Origin of the sequence: Desulfuromonas soudanensis (assembly GCF_001278055.1) — a bacterium.
Lineage (GTDB): Bacteria > Desulfobacterota > Desulfuromonadia > Desulfuromonadales > WTL > Deferrimonas > Deferrimonas soudanensis.
In genome coordinates this window covers 1,366,590-1,380,531 of the sequence record NZ_CP010802.1, presented here as the reverse complement: position 1 = coordinate 1,380,531, position 13,942 = coordinate 1,366,590, and the positions used below count along the sequence as shown (strand labels likewise).

Sequence of the window (13,942 nt, the reverse complement as noted above, 5' to 3'; positions counted from 1 at the left end):
TCACCAAGAAAACCTTGTTCATTACGTAACGCTTTGATCCCCTGGGACGAGGTGGATTTCATTCAAGACAGGCGCTTAAGCAGGAGTCTTGCTCCATGACCCGTACCGAACTGATGGCCTTCGTCAATGAAACCGCCGGACCGGGGATTCTCAGCACCGGCGACGGCGCCGGGTCGGTCAATGCCGCCGTCATCGGGGCGGTGCGGATGATTGATGAAGACACCCTGGTGATCGGCCTCGGAGAAAATCGCTCCCTGGGCTATCTGCGGCAAAACCCCCGGGCGGTCTATCTCGTCTCCCGCCCGGGCGCCTCGGTCCTGAGCTGGCAGGGCGCCCGGATCTATCTGCGGGTCACCGGGATCGAAACGGACGGAGCACAGCTGGAACGCCTGGTCCAGGAGGTCACCCAAACCGCGGGGAGAGGAGCCGGCCGAGCGATCAAATCGCTGGTGATCGGCAAGATCACCTCGGTTCGCCCCCTCCTTGACCTGACAAAACAAATCCCCTGATTTTCCCTTTTGGGGAATTTACATTTTTGCCAAAAAAAGGTAAGGTCGGGCCCGTTGTCCCGGATTTTAATTCTCCCCTGACTGCGACGGTGTTGCCCCCCATCCGGCACCATCGCCGGACCCGCAGGACCATGAAAATTCTTCTCGTCAATCCTCCCAATTGCGGGCGCAGCATTCCCGAGGAACGCTACGGCATCGATTCCCTGCGGCAGATTTTCCGCGGCGAACCGCTGGCCCTGGAAACGTTGGCGGGGAATCTCGACGGCCACGAGGTGCGAATCGTCGACCTCAAAGCCGCCCCGGACTCCCTCCCCCGGGAACTGGCCGATTTCCGGCCGGATCTGGCCGGCCTGACCGGGGTGACCTGCGAGGCCAATACCCTGGTGAAGCTGGCCGGGCAGATCAAGGAGAGCTGCGGCGCGACCATCGTCGTCGGCGGCGTCCATGCCTCCAACGACCCGGAATTCTTCAACCGGGCCGAAATCGATTACATCGTCGTCGGCCTGGGCAAACTGAGCTTTCGTCAACTCGTCGACACCCTTCCGGCCGACGGCGGCCACATTCCCGGAGTCGCCCGTACCCGCCCGGGAGAGCGTCTCTCCTTCACCGTCCGTTCCTTTTCGGGTGCCGACCTGGTGCAGTCGGCTCCGCCGCGCTATGACCTCGTGGAGCGTTACCGCCCCCACTACAGGCTGCAATCCCTGGGACTCGACATGGGGGCTGTCGCCTCGGCCTTCGGCTGCCCCTTCGAATGCAGCTTCTGCTGCATCGCCGGACTCACCGGCGGGCGCTACCTCACCCAGAGCTGCGAATCGGTCGTCCGCGACATCGGGCTGCTGGGAGACATCCCGGTCATCCGCCTCGTCGACGCCAACACCTTCGGGAATCCGGAGCATGCCCGAAGGCTCTGCCGGCAGATCCGGCAAGCCGGGATTAAAAAGAATTTCCTCGCCGACGTTCGCTCCGACACGGTGGTGCGCCATCCCGAGCTCCTCCGGGAATGGAAGGAGGCGGGGCTCCGCTCGGTGATCATCGGCTTCGAGGCGCTCGACGACGCCCGGCTGGGGGAGCTGAACAAGGCCAACAGTGCCGCCGCCAACCGGGAGGCGATCGGCATCCTGCACGAGATCGGCATCACCATCGTCGGGGATTTCATCATCTCCCCCGATTACGATGAGGAAGCCTTTGGGCTCCTCGATAAATATCTCGAGGACAACCCCATCGACCTGCCGATCTTCACGGTCCTCACCCCTTTGCCGGGGACCCCCCTCTACCGGGAGGAAAAGGAGCGGATCGTCATCGACGATCTCGATTATTACACCCTGACCAACGCCGTCGTCCCGACCCGTCTGGATGAAAAGATCTTTTACGAAAACTACGCCCGCCTCACCAGGAGCGCCCATGCCCGGGCAAAGCTTTAGGAGCCCGGGCCGAAAGAGAGAACCATCGTTCATGGCCGTATTCATCACCGACCTGGCAGCCTTCCTCCCCAATGCTCCGGTCTCCAACGAGCAGATGGAACAGATCCTCGGCATGGTCAACGCGGTACCGTCGCGGACCCGGGCCATCATCCTGCGCAACAACAGGATTCGCAGCAGGCATTACGCGCTCCATCCGGAAACGGGGCTTTCGACCCACAGCAATGCCGAGCTCACCGCCGAAGCGGTGCGCCGCCTCCGTCCCTATCCCGGCTTTTCCGCCGCCGACATCGAATGCCTCTGCTGCGGCACCGCCTCCCCCGACCAGCTGATGCCCGGCCACGGACCGATGGTTCACGGCGAACTCGGCGGCAAGCCCTGCGAGGTGGTGAGCACGGCCGGCATCTGCCTCTCGGGGATGACGGCCTTCAAGTACGCCTACATGAACGTGGCCCTCGGCCTTTCGAAAAACGCCGTGGCCACAGGCTCTGAGCTCGCCTCAACCTTCATGCGGGCGCAGCTCTGCAGCGACGTCGACCCCCGGAAGGCGGCGGCGCTGGAGGCGCAGCCGATCCTCTCCTTCGACGCCGACTTTCTGCGCTGGATGCTCTCCGACGGCGCCGGTGCGGCCTATCTCTCCGACACGCCGGCTCCCGAGGGGCTTTCCCTGCGCATCGACTGGATCGAACATCTCTCCTTTGCCCACGAGCTGGAGACCTGCATGTACGCCGGCGCGGTCAAAGGCGCAAACGGCCGAATCAAAGGGTGGCGGGAGCACGACTCCCTCCATGAGGCGTTCGATCAGGGCTCCTTCCTGATCAAGCAGGACACCAAGCTCCTCAACCGCGAAATCATCCGCACCGCAGTGGAGAGGACCCTCCCCCGCATCATCGAAAAACACGCCCTGTCCGCCGAAGACGTCCAGTGGTTTCTCCCCCACTACTCCTCCGATTACTTCCGCCAGGACCTCCATGACCGGATGAAGGGGATCGACTTTCGTATCCCCCAGGAGCGCTGGTTCACCAATCTCGCCGAGAAGGGGAACACCGGAGCGGCCTCCATCTTCATCATTCTCGAGGAACTCTTCCATTCGGGGAGAATCCAAAAAGGGGAGCGCCTCCTCTGCTTCATCCCCGAAAGCGGCCGCTTCTCCATGTGCTACATGCAGCTCACCGCCGTCTGAGCCGGAAAAAATCCGCTCCGACGCTTCCTCTTGAAAGACAAAAACGGCTGCGCCCTCTTAAAGGGGACAGCCGTTTTTTTGTCGGTTGTTGGGACAGAAAAATTGTTAAATCCGCGCCGGTCGGCCGCCGTTCCCGCCCTTTACATGCGAGACCGGCGGATAAAATCGGCCAGGGTGGCAATCGAGCCGAGAACCTCGCGGCTGGTGTCTTCGGCGCCGATGCGAACGTCATAGCCTTTCTGCACCGCCACGACGATCTCCACCGCGTCCAGGGAGTCGAGTCCCAGGGGGGAGTCGGGCCCGATCAGGGGCGCAGCGCTGTCCCGCGTTTCCGGCGGGTCGAGGACGTTGCACGTCGCGATGATCATCTCCCACAGCTCATTTTCCAGTCCGTCTTTTACTGCCAGCTCCATGAACTTCTCCCGATTTTGATCCCGGTTATTCGTTGCATCATCTCCCGCCCCGGTATCGCCGATAGAACGAGGCCCAGGCCATTGCCAGGGTCAGCGTAAAAAAAGCGAGGAGCGACAGGGCATTGTCGATAATGTCTAAAAACCCGGCGCGGCGCACGAAAATTTCCAGGAAACCTTCGAGCCCCCAACCGAGAGGCGAGAGGATGCTGAGTGCCTGCATCGCTTTGGGCATCACATAGACAGGGACCATGATCCCTCCGAGAGCGGCGGCCACAACTACCGAAACGGCCCCGAACATGGACGCCTGTTCATAGCTGCGCACCAGCGTCCCGATCAGAAGACCGTAGCCGGCCGCCGCCAGAGCCGCGCAGAGGGCGAGAAAAGCGACGGCCGGAAGGTGATCGCCGAGCTCGAGAACCGGCGTGCCGAAGAGCGGAAGAAGGGTCTTCCCCACCAGGAGCATCAGGGCGAACTGAACCAGGCAGACGGCCACATAGGCCAGGAGCTTGCCGGCGAGGAGCGACCCGGAGGAGACCGGGATGCTCAGCAGTCGCTGCAGGGTCCCTTCCTGGCGCTCGCGGATCAGATTCCCGGAGAGGGGAACGACGATGAAGAACATGCCGAAGAGCGCCCAGGCGGGGACGTTCTGCTGCACGGCATTGGGCATCAAAACCGCCTTCGCCCCCTCCCCTGCGGCCACCTGCGGCCGGACCGCCAGGAGCGACTCCCGTCCCCAGGCCGCCTGCAGATCGGGGAATTCGGCCAGGGCCTGACCCACCGCCATGGGGCTGAGGCGCTGGGCGAGAATTCTGGCGACGCTCTTTTTCAGGGAGGCGGACAGGACCCGCGCCTTCTCTTCGGCCTCCACCCCCTGAACGACCCGCTCCAGGGAACTGGTGACGGCGGTGCGAAAAACCCCCTGCACCGTCGGGTCGAAAAAGACGGTCAACGGGACGGCCTCATCGACGGCTCCCCCGGAGCTCGGGCTCTCCCCCTCGCCGGCCATCGCCCTTTCGGCAAATTCGGCGGCGCGGCGGTGCAGCGCCGCCGTGGCTCCGGCCGGGATGAGGATACAGAATTGGAAATCTCCCCGCGAGACCGCCTTCCGGGCGGCGTCGTCGGTGACCGGCTTTCCGTCGAGCTGCGAAACCAGGGCGAGGGCGCCTGAGGAGAGGAGGCCCTGGCGGATCTTCTCTCCCAGCGCCCCCTCTTCGTGGTCGACGAAGAGAACGCGAATGCTCCCCTCGCCGGTGGCCTCCAGGACGTTGTTCTGCACCAGGGAGACCACCAGGACGAGCACGGCCGGCATGACGAAGAGGACCAGCACCCCCCCCTTGTCGCGGGAGAGGAGGAGGAGTTCTTTGCAGAAGGTCGCCCAGAATTTATACATAGGTCCGTCGAATAAGGGGATGTCAAAAACGGCGGTTTCAGTCCCGCAGACGCTTGCCGGTCAGCTGCAGAAAAAGTTCTTCGAGGTTGGCGCACCCCGCGGCGCCGGCCACGAGCTCATCCGGCGGGCCCTCGGCAAGGACGCGCCCGCCGTCGACAATGGCCACCTGGGTGCAGAGCTGACGGGCTTCTTCCATATAGTGGGTGGTGTAGACCAGGGTCATCCCCCTCTCCTTCATCCGGCCGAGGTTTTCCAGGATCAGGTTTCGCGACTGGGCGTCGATGCCGACCGTCGGCTCGTCGAGAAAAAGGATCCGCGGCTCGTGGAGGACTCCCGCCGCCAGGTTGGCGCGTCGTTTCATCCCCCCGGAATAGGTCGAGACCGGCCGGTCGGCGCTCTCTTCGAGCCCGACCATCTCCAGGCACTCCTCGATCCTTCCCTCCAGCGCCTTCCCGCGCCGACCGTGCAGCCGCCCGAAGTAGCGAAGATTCTCCCGGGCGCTCAGACTCGGGTAGAGGGCGATCTCCTGGGGGACCAGACCGATCAGGCGCCGGGCTTCCCGGGGATTTTTCAGCACATCGACGCCGCAGAGCGTCAGTCGTCCCGAGGTCGGCCGCAGCAGGGTGGTCATGATCGAGATGGCGGTCGTCTTTCCCGCCCCGTTCGGCCCGAGGAGCCCGAGAACGCCCCCTTCGCCGATGGAAACGCTGAAGCCGTTGAGGGCGGGGACTGCGCTCCCCCTGTAGAACTTGACCAGATCCTCGACTTCGAGGACCGTCTTCTGTTCCGGACGAGGCCTCTCTTCCAGCCGGATCGTCTTCGGTCCCTTTACCAGCGCGCGCATCGGGTCGCTCCTTCCTTCGAGTCCGGGCCGCTCAGGCAAGGATCAGCAAGAGTTTGCGGAAGAGTTCTTCTTCGCGATCGGCGCATTCCCTCAGGATGCCGGCGAGCGCCGGGTAGGAGATCTCCTCCGCACCCCGCCCCTTGATGTGACGGGCTCCGAGAAGAGCGAAATCCCGCCAGCGATCGCCGACGGCGGTCATCTCCTTCGAAAGCTCCTGCAGCCGGCTCTCCCCCAGCAGATCCGCCACCTCCTGGAGAAAGGCGGCGTAGATGAAGCGAAAACCGCCGCCGCCGGTGCCGATCTCCTCCTGCATGCGGATCAGATGGCCGAGATGGAGAGACGCCTTGCGCGCCCCCAGCTTCTCCGGCCATTTTTCCAACCGCCTCGCCAGCAGACGAATCCCCTTGACGCCGATGAACGGCACCGGGGTTTTCACCATCCCCCGACAGGTCTCCCGGATGGCGGCGCGCACCGCCCCGGGGAGATCGAACTGATCGGAAACCCCTTCGAGAACGAACATCCTCCCCCGCGGCGCGAGGGCTCCCTTGGCGAACCGGGCCCGGGCCAGATCCTGCGGCGGGCAGAGGACCGTCTCTTCGAGAACCGGATCGCTGATGCGGTAGGCCTCCCCCTCCTTGCCGGTCACCACCAGGTTGTGGGCGTTGAAGTGGAAGCGCAGGGCCGGCGGAAAGTAGGGGAGCCAGAAGACCCCCGTCTGCAGCCCCGTGGGAATCCCCTTGCCGAGGTTCCGGTCGAGGGCGGCCATGGCCCTGGCCGGACGGCGAAAACGGGAGGTCTTCACCCGGGCCCCCAGGCGTTTGGTGACCCGCTTGAAGATTCCCCCGGGAGCGTTTCGGAAGGTGATGAGGGGGAGGGCGTTGATGCGCACCATGGGGAGGTAGCCGAAGAAGAGGCCGCTGCCGAGACCGAAGACCATCGCCTCGGAGAGGGCGATCCCCTGATGCCGAAAGAGGTTGGCCGTCACGCCGCTTTCGCAGTGCGCCGACTGCCGGTGGGAAAATTCGAGCTTCACGAAGACTGATCCTTCTCAAACCGTTGGAGGGAAACGGGGAGCTCGGCCCTGTCGGGGATCCGGCCGAGCATCTCCGGGGGGACGGCGAAAATATCGGCGTAGCGGGCCAGAAGAGCCGGCTTGAGCCGAGAAAAGACGGCCGGGCGAAGGTGCCGCCGCACTCGCCAGCGGGGCAGGCCGACATAGCTTGCCAGAAGGGAGACGTCCATCTGGCAGCGCGCCATGTGGACGTCGAGGGGACTCGTTTTCCCGCCGACCACCCGGCCGATGGCCGCAGCGATCTCCTCGCCGATCACTTCCCAGGCCTGCAGGTTGGCGAGGTTGGACGGGTCCCACCCGGCGCTCGGCGCCAGCACGTACCGCCCCGTCTCGTCGACGGCGTAACAGATCTCGTGCCAGGAACCGAGCAGGCAGGCGTCCTGGGGAACCTCTTTTTTGTCCATAAAACCCCCTAAAGCCCTGGCGCCATCAAAAATATTTGCCGAGCAAAAAGACCACCGAGTTGATCCCCCGGTTTTCGCTGTAGAGTCCGCCGTTGGAGACGTGATGCCCCCGGCAGGCCAGGTACCAGGGGGAACCGGAGGTGTCGCCGATTTCAACCCCCAGGCCGGCCTGAGGGTTGAAATTGAGCCGCAACCCCTGCCCCTCGACCTGGACATCCGTATAGATCACCCCGATCCCCGCCTCGACGTAGGGGCGCAGGGTCGGGGTGGCGAAACGGTCGAGATAATAGAGGGCGAGGATGTTGGCCGAAACGATCCCCCGGGGCTGGGGGGAGGTGATGACCCCGGCGCTCCCCTCCACCTTGAAGCGCAGCGCCTCCGGCGCCCGGTGGGGCCAGACCCGGTCGTAGTCGAAGAGGACCACGCCCGACAGGAGGGCGAAGTCGAGGCGATTCGTCGGATCGTAGGCCAGCCCGTAAGAGAGCCCCAGGCCGTAGCGGGTGGGGACAAGCTCCGTCTCGGCCGCCGCCGGGGAGACGGCGAGGAGGGTCACCACCAGAACGAGAAGAAGAAAACGTTTATGACGGGCCATGCTGCACCGTAAAGGAGCCGAAGACCCCTTCTCCATCAATTTTCAGGCCGCAGACAGGGCGGTCACCCAGGGTTCCAGTGGAGGCAGCCCGCCAGAGATCGTTTTCCGGTGCCGGCCCGGGCTGGGGGAAGACCCGTCCCTCGCGCAGCGTCAGACCGGCCACGGCGAGATCGAAGGCCGACCCGACGGGGAGAGAGCCGTAGAGGGGGGCGTAGGCGGCCACCTCGGCCCCCCGGGGGACAAGCGCTCCGTATCCGGCGCCGCAGCGGGCGTGGCCGTCGGCGCCGAGCAAAAGGAGGGCGTTTTCCGGCACCCTGGGCCCTCCGGCGGAAAGTCGGCCGAACCCGAGGTCGGAGAGAAATCCGTAACGACCGGCACCCTCCCCGCCGCGGGTGAGGAGGAAAAAAGCCGCCCCTTCGCCGACCACCGCGCTCTGCCGGTCGAACAGGAGGGGGGACATGGCCCTGACTCCCTCGCCGAAGAAGCGCTCGTGGCAATACCCGAGCACCGGGCCGCATTCGTCGACGCCGCCGAAAAGGACGGCGTCCACCCTCTTTTCCAGCAGCCACTGCCGGGCGGTGAGGAGGGCCGAGAAGACCGACATCTCGAACTGACTGACGGTGAGGCTCGGCCCGGTGGCGCCGAGGAGGATGGAGACGTGGGCCGCCGCGGCGTTATGGACCGAGTTGGAAAAGTTGGTCGGCGAGGCGCAGGTGTCGCCGTCGTCGAGAACCGAGTCGAGAAAGGAGAAGGTCGTCCGGGCGGCACCGTAGCCGGTGGCGATCACCACGCCGAGACGCTGCCGTCCTTCCTCCAGCCGTCCGGCATCCTGGAGTGCCAGATGGGAGCCGAGGAGAGCCAGGCGGGCGAAATGATCGATGCGGCGGAAGGCGCGCTTGGGGAGAAACGTCTCCAGGTGCGAACTCTCGGCGAGGAACGCCGGGCGGCTCCCTTCCTCCTCGCCGGGTCCTGTTCTAAGGGCCCCTATCGGGCTGACGCCCGAATCCAGCGCCTGGCGCAGAGCGTCCAGGCCGCAGCCGAAGCCGCCGATCACGCCGATTCCTTCGATGGCCAGAGCCGTCATGAGTTGTCTCCCGCGCCGAAAACGATCACGGCATTGTTCCCGCCGAAGGCCAGCGACTCGGAGAGGGCGACCCGCCCCCGGAGGGCGACCGCCTTTTCCGTCGGCCGCCCCGGCAGATCGGGATCGGGGATCGAAAAGCCGACGCTGGCCGGGATCTCCCGGCGCTCCAGACAGGCGACGGTGAGAGCGGCCTCGATCGCCCCCGCCGCCCCCAGGGTGTGACCGGTATACCCCTTGGTGGAGAAGAAGGGGACCTGCGGCAGGGCCTCGCAGAGCACCCGGCTCTCCACCCGGTCGTTGTCGGGGGTGCCGGTGCCGTGGGCGTTGACGAAGGCGATTTCGGCGGTCTCGACGCCGGAGGTCGCCAGAGCCTCCTCGATGGCCCGCCGCAACCCGGTCCCCTCGGGGCTCGGCGCCGTCAGGTGATAGGCGTCGCAGGCCGAGCCGTAACCGAGCACGAAAGCGCGCGCCCTCCCCTTTTTCTCTCTGCGGAGCGCTTCCGACTCGAGAATCAGCATGGCGGCTCCCTCGCCGAGGTTGAGCCCCCTGCGGGTGGCATCGAAGGGGCGGACCGGCTCGGTATCGGCGATCATCAGGGAGACAAAGCCGTTGTAGGTCACCCGGCAGAGCTCGTCGGCCCCCCCGGCGATGGCCAGGTCGCAGAGACCGGCGCGGATCCACGAGGCGGCCAGGCCGATGGCGTCCGTCCCCGAGGCGCAGGCGTTGACCACCGTCTGACAGGGGCCGTTGAGGGAGTAGGCCCGGGAGATTGCCGCCGCCGGGTTGCTCAGAAGAAAGCGTTCGATGGGAGTCATCTCCGGACGCCCCCCCTCCCGGTACTGGCGATAAAAGTCCTCGTTGTTCATGGCGCTCCCCACCGTCGTCCCGACGCAGACGCCGACCCGCAGCGCCGCCAGATCGGCGGGCGCCCAGCCGGCGTCGGCCACCGCTTCCCGGGCCGCCGCCAGGGCGAGGCGGGAGGTGCGCAGCAGTCCCTTTTCCTCCCCCGCCGTCTCGGCCAGGGCGGCCTCAGGGACCTCGAAGACGGGATAGGAGACCGGGTGCGTCGTGGAAAAACGGCCGGGGGGCGAAGGCGAGCGCCTGCCGGTAAAGAGCGTCTCGGTGCATTCGCCGAGATTGCTGCCGGCGGCGCACAGGCAGCCGAGGCCGGTCACGGCAACGGGAGCCCTGAAGGTCATTTGCCTTGCTTCTCTTCGATGAAGGCCGCCAGGGTGGCAACGGACTGCAGGGCGGGACGCCCTTCGTCCATGTCCTTGATCTCCACGCCGAAGTGCTTCTGCACCAGGACCACCAGTTCGACGGCATCGAGGGAGTCGAGGCCGAGCCCTTCGCCGAAGAGGGGGGCGTCATCGAGGATCTCCTCGGGGGTCATATCCTCCAGGTTGAGTTCTTCCACCAGCAGCTTCTTGAGTTTTTCCTTGATCGTCATCGTTTCATGCTCCTTGGGTTTTCGGGGCAGAACCCGCCCCGGTCCGGGGAGGGGAAGTTTGCCACATATCGTAAAAATTGAAAAACTGAAAAGGATGATCCCGGGTGAATTCTTCCAGAACGACGGCAAACTCCTGGGCGTAGGGAGCAAAGGCCTCGGCGCGACGGCCGAGATCGGGGGCCACCCGGATCACCCGGAAGAGCTTGAGTCGGTAGCTTCTCGGTCCGCTCTTCCAGGAGAGGAGAACGGCCACCGGAGCCCCCGTCGCCGAGGCGAGCTTGAAGGCGGAATAAGGGACAAGGATCGGGGCGCCGAGGAAGTTAACGGCCACGCCGTTGTGGTCGTCGCCGAGCATCCGGTCGCCCATGACCGAAAGGACTTCCCCCTTTTTCAGGACGCCGAGCATCTCCATGGTTCCGCCGAGAAAGCCCCGCGGGTCGATGATCCGGTAGGGGGAGTCGAGTCCGGCGTGCTCGAAGTAGTGCCGGTCGAGGTCCCCCTCCTCCCGCTGCATGAGAAGGCTCACCGGAACCGACAAAAAGCCGAGCGCCGACATGGCCACCTGCCAGCAGCCGACGTGGGCCGTCATCAGCACCAGCCCCTTCCCTTCGCCGAGGAGGGAGAGGAGTTCCTCCTGCCCGCCGAGGTCCACCGCCACTTCCTCGGGGCCGAGAATCCCCACCACCGCCCGGTCGACCAGGACCTTGCCGAGCTGCAGGCTCATGCGGTAACTCTTCGCCAGGCGCGCCATCGGCCCGTCCCCGGGGAAGCGCCGCCGCAGGTAGTATTCGCTCTTGCGCCGCTGATCGGGGCGCAGCAGAACGTAGTACAAAACGACGAAATAAAGGAGGAGATACGCCGCCCGCCGCCCGCCGAGGCGGATCAGCAGGTAGAAGATCCGGTGCTGCCAGCCGCTGCCGATACTGCGGCTGCTCCATTCAGCCTTCTTCTCCTCCCCTTCACCCTTCGACACGTTTTTCCCTCCGCAGGGCCGAGGCCATGGCGTAGATGACGCCGCCGACGACGGCCGCCAGAAAGGGGCCGAGGAGGAGGGAGCCGAGGAACCACTCGTAGAGCCGATCGAGCCCCTGGTAGCCGAGGGTTTCCAGGGAGATCTCGGTGAGAAACGACCCGTTGCGCAGGTAATAGCCGACCTCGATGCACAGCGCCGGGACCAGCGGGGGGATGCAGAGCTGGCTGGCGCTCACCGCCGCCACCTTGTTCAGGCGGAAGAAGCCGGAGGCAAAAAGGATGGCGATGGTGTGGAGGGCGATCAGCGGGACGGCGCCGAGGAAGACCCCCAGGGCTCCGGCGGCGGAGAGCTGCGCCGGCGAGGTGTTTTCCGTCAGGAGCAGGCGCAGCGAACGCCAGGGGTGCAGCACGCTCACCTTCGCTTGCCCGCCGGGGGCGACGACGATCCTGCGGTGCGGCCAGGGCGCCACCGAGCGCATGGTCAGCTTGGTATTGAGGAGGGTGAGGCGCAGGTTGTCCATAAAGCCGCGGAAGTGGGAGATCCTCTCCCCGGCGGGAGGATAGTAGACGGAGATGTCCACATCGGCCAGGGGGACCCCGGCCCAGGCCGCCTTCACCAGGACCTCGACCTCGAAGGAATAGTGAATCTCCTTCAGCTTCAGCCCCTCGAGAACGGCGAGGGGATAGGCGCGAAAACCGCTCTGGGTATCCCCCAGACATTGACCGGTCTGCAGGCGCAGCCAGAAATTGGAGAACTTGCGCCCGAAGCGGCTGGAGGCCGGTACGTTCTCGGTCTCGAAATTGCGTTTGCCGACCACCACCGTCAGGGGTCCTTCGGAGAGGCGTCGGAAAAAGAGGGGAATGTCGGCCGGATCGTGCTGGCCGTCGGCGTCGATGGTGAGGATGTGGGTCATCCCCTGCCCCCGCGCCTGGCGGGCGGCGGTCATGATCGCCGCCCCCTTGCCGCGGTTCTTCTCGTGGCGCAGCAGGGCGACGGGGAGCCCGCCCAGGGTGTCGCCGCCGCCGTCGGTGCTGCCGTCGTCCACCACCAGCACCTGGTCGTGGATGGCCAGGACCCCCTCGACCACCGCGCGCACCGTGGCGGCGTGGTTGTAGAGGGGGATGACGACGAGGGTTTTTTGTCGATCGAAAATCACTTTACTTCTCTCCCAGGCGATCGTTGCTGCGGGCGAAACGGACGAAGTCGCCGAGGTTGGCGACGAAGCGGCGCCAGCTGTCGGGAGAGCGCCAGAGCATCGCCCCGTAGCCGAGGAGGACCTGCGGCCGCATGAAATGCCGTTTGTAGAATTCCTGAAAGAGGACTTCCAGCCTCTCCCGGGTCATGCCGTGGGGAATAAACTGGAACTGCATGCAGTCCATCTTCTCCCAATCCTCGTCGAAGGACCCGAGCTCGTGGATCGTCTCGTAGAGGGGCGAACCGGGGAAGGGGGTGAACTTGGCGAGGTTGAAGTCGTCGACGGGGAGAGAGAAGACGTACTCCATGCTGCGGCGGATGCTCGTCTCGCTCTCGCCCGGAAGCCCCATCATCAGCAGCCCCTTGGTCCGGATCCCCGCCCCCTTGATCATGCGGATCTTCTCGGCGAGCATCTCCAGGTCGGGGTTCTGGCGGTGCTGGGCCAAAAGCTCCGGATCCCCGGTCTCGATCCCCAGGCTGGCCATCCAGCAGCCGGCCTTCTTCATCAGAGCCAGCAGCGCCGGGTCGATATGCTCGGCGCGCACCGCGCAGTTGAAGGTCATCCCCAGCGGCCGGTCGATCATCATCGTGCAGAAGGCCTCGACGCGGGCGCGGTTGAAGGTGAACTGGTCGTCGTAGAAGTTGACGTGCCGGATGCCGAAGCGCTCCCGCAGGTAGCGCAGGTGCTCGTAGAGGTATTCGGCCGAATTGTAGCGAAAGGAGCGGCCGAAGACCGAGCGGTCGCAGTAGCTGCAGGCGTAGGGGCAGCCGCGGCTGGAGATGCAGCTGGTGTTGGGTGCCTTGGGGTAGTTGAAGATCGGCAGGCGGTAGGCCTGCGGATAGCCGGCGAGCTTTTCGTAGGCCGGAAAAGGGAGGGAATCGAGTTCGATCCCCTTGGGGCGATAGCCGGTGAAAGCCGCCTCACCGTCCTTGCCGCGGTAGACGAGCCCCTTGATTTTCTCGGGATTCTCTCCGTCGGAAGATAAAAGCTCCTCCAGGGTCTCCTCCCCCTCGCCGGCCACCGCGAAATCGACCCCGGGGTAGTCCCGCAGCACCTGCTCCTTGAGGGCCGAGACGTGGGGACCGCCGAAGACGGCGCGGATGGACGGGATCTCCTCCCTGGCCAGGGCGGCGATCCTCACGCCGTCGAGAAAGCTCGACGTGGTGCAGCTCAGGCCGATGAACGCCGGCCGGTGCTTGCGCAGAGCCTCGCGAATGACGCTCTGTCCGTCGGGGTGGGCGTAGCAGTCGATGATCTCGGCACCATACCCCTTTTTCTCCAGGTAGGCGGCGATGCTCGCCAGCCCGAGGGGGGGCATGATGTTGGCCATGCGGGAGATGTCCCGCCCGGCGGCCTCGACACGGTACCCCAGGGGGTGAACGAGGAGGATGGTGCCCTTGTTGTAGGCTGTCATG

The 13,942-nt window shown here is 65.2% G+C and carries 15 protein-coding genes; 3 read left to right on the top strand and 12 right to left on the bottom strand.

What is annotated here, in order from left to right; genetic code table 11:
• The first annotated feature begins 95 nt into the window (after positions 1-95).
• The 3 genes from DSOUD_RS06135 (at position 96) to DSOUD_RS06125 (ending at position 3,110) form a co-directional block, all read left to right on the top strand.
• Entirely contained in the window at positions 96-509 is a 414-nt protein-coding gene (locus tag DSOUD_RS06135; RefSeq protein ID WP_053550178.1) for a hypothetical protein, read from the top strand.
• A gap of 131 nt (positions 510-640) precedes the next feature.
• Positions 641-1,930: a B12-binding domain-containing radical SAM protein gene (locus DSOUD_RS06130; protein WP_053550177.1), complete on the top strand. Its 1,290-nt coding sequence runs from the start codon at positions 641-643 to the stop codon at positions 1,928-1,930.
• A gap of 31 nt (positions 1,931-1,961) precedes the next feature.
• Entirely contained in the window at positions 1,962-3,110 is a 1,149-nt protein-coding gene (locus DSOUD_RS06125) for a beta-ketoacyl-ACP synthase III (protein ID WP_053550176.1), read from the top strand.
• Positions 3,111-3,250: 140 nt separating this feature from the next.
• On the opposite strand, the gene DSOUD_RS06120 is transcribed toward DSOUD_RS06125, so the two are convergent.
• From DSOUD_RS06120 to DSOUD_RS06065, 12 genes are read right to left on the bottom strand one after another with little or no spacing between them, the layout of a single operon-like run.
• Positions 3,251-3,523: a phosphopantetheine-binding protein gene (locus tag DSOUD_RS06120; protein WP_053550175.1), complete on the bottom strand. Its 273-nt coding sequence runs from the start codon at positions 3,521-3,523 to the stop codon at positions 3,251-3,253.
• Between the two features lie 37 nt (positions 3,524-3,560).
• On the bottom strand, positions 3,561-4,913 hold the full coding sequence (locus DSOUD_RS06115) for an ABC transporter permease (protein ID WP_053550174.1): 1,353 nt from the start codon (positions 4,911-4,913) through the stop codon (positions 3,561-3,563).
• A 37-nt stretch (positions 4,914-4,950) separates the two neighbouring features.
• Positions 4,951-5,757 carry an ABC transporter ATP-binding protein gene (locus tag DSOUD_RS06110; RefSeq protein WP_082351095.1) on the bottom strand — a complete coding sequence of 269 codons (807 nt, stop codon included), beginning with the start codon at positions 5,755-5,757 and terminating at the stop codon, positions 4,951-4,953.
• Between the two features lie 31 nt (positions 5,758-5,788).
• Positions 5,789-6,790 (bottom strand): BtrH-related acyltransferase DarH, encoded by a 1,002-nt coding sequence (gene darH, locus DSOUD_RS06105; protein ID WP_053550173.1) that lies wholly within the window; start codon positions 6,788-6,790, stop codon positions 5,789-5,791.
• Positions 6,787-7,233: a DarG family dialkylresorcinol biosynthesis protein gene (locus tag DSOUD_RS06100; protein WP_053550172.1), complete on the bottom strand. Its 447-nt coding sequence runs from the start codon at positions 7,231-7,233 to the stop codon at positions 6,787-6,789. Before DSOUD_RS06100 ends, darH begins: the two co-directional genes overlap by 4 nt.
• A 25-nt stretch (positions 7,234-7,258) precedes the next feature.
• Complete coding sequence (locus DSOUD_RS06095; protein WP_053550171.1) at positions 7,259-7,825, bottom strand: acyloxyacyl hydrolase; 567 nt, start codon at positions 7,823-7,825, stop codon at positions 7,259-7,261.
• Positions 7,812-8,909 (bottom strand): beta-ketoacyl synthase N-terminal-like domain-containing protein, encoded by a 1,098-nt coding sequence (locus tag DSOUD_RS06090; protein ID WP_053550170.1) that lies wholly within the window; start codon positions 8,907-8,909, stop codon positions 7,812-7,814. Before DSOUD_RS06090 ends, DSOUD_RS06095 begins: the two co-directional genes overlap by 14 nt.
• A complete protein-coding gene (locus DSOUD_RS06085; protein WP_053550169.1) occupies positions 8,906-10,108 on the bottom strand; it encodes a beta-ketoacyl-[acyl-carrier-protein] synthase family protein in 1,203 nt (400 codons plus the stop codon). The genes DSOUD_RS06090 and DSOUD_RS06085 overlap by 4 nt, the downstream gene beginning before the upstream one ends.
• Complete coding sequence (locus DSOUD_RS06080; RefSeq protein ID WP_053550168.1) at positions 10,105-10,359, bottom strand: phosphopantetheine-binding protein; 255 nt, start codon at positions 10,357-10,359, stop codon at positions 10,105-10,107. The genes DSOUD_RS06085 and DSOUD_RS06080 overlap by 4 nt, the downstream gene beginning before the upstream one ends.
• A gap of 4 nt (positions 10,360-10,363) precedes the next feature.
• Complete coding sequence (locus DSOUD_RS06075) at positions 10,364-11,332, bottom strand: LpxL/LpxP family acyltransferase (RefSeq protein ID WP_053550167.1); 969 nt, start codon at positions 11,330-11,332, stop codon at positions 10,364-10,366.
• Complete coding sequence (locus tag DSOUD_RS06070) at positions 11,319-12,488, bottom strand: DUF2062 domain-containing protein (RefSeq protein WP_198300374.1); 1,170 nt, start codon at positions 12,486-12,488, stop codon at positions 11,319-11,321. Before DSOUD_RS06070 ends, DSOUD_RS06075 begins: the two co-directional genes overlap by 14 nt.
• A 1-nt stretch (position 12,489) precedes the next feature.
• Positions 12,490-13,941 carry a B12-binding domain-containing radical SAM protein gene (locus DSOUD_RS06065; RefSeq protein ID WP_053550166.1) on the bottom strand — a complete coding sequence of 484 codons (1,452 nt, stop codon included), beginning with the start codon at positions 13,939-13,941 and terminating at the stop codon, positions 12,490-12,492.
• Position 13,942: the final 1 nt, after the last annotated feature.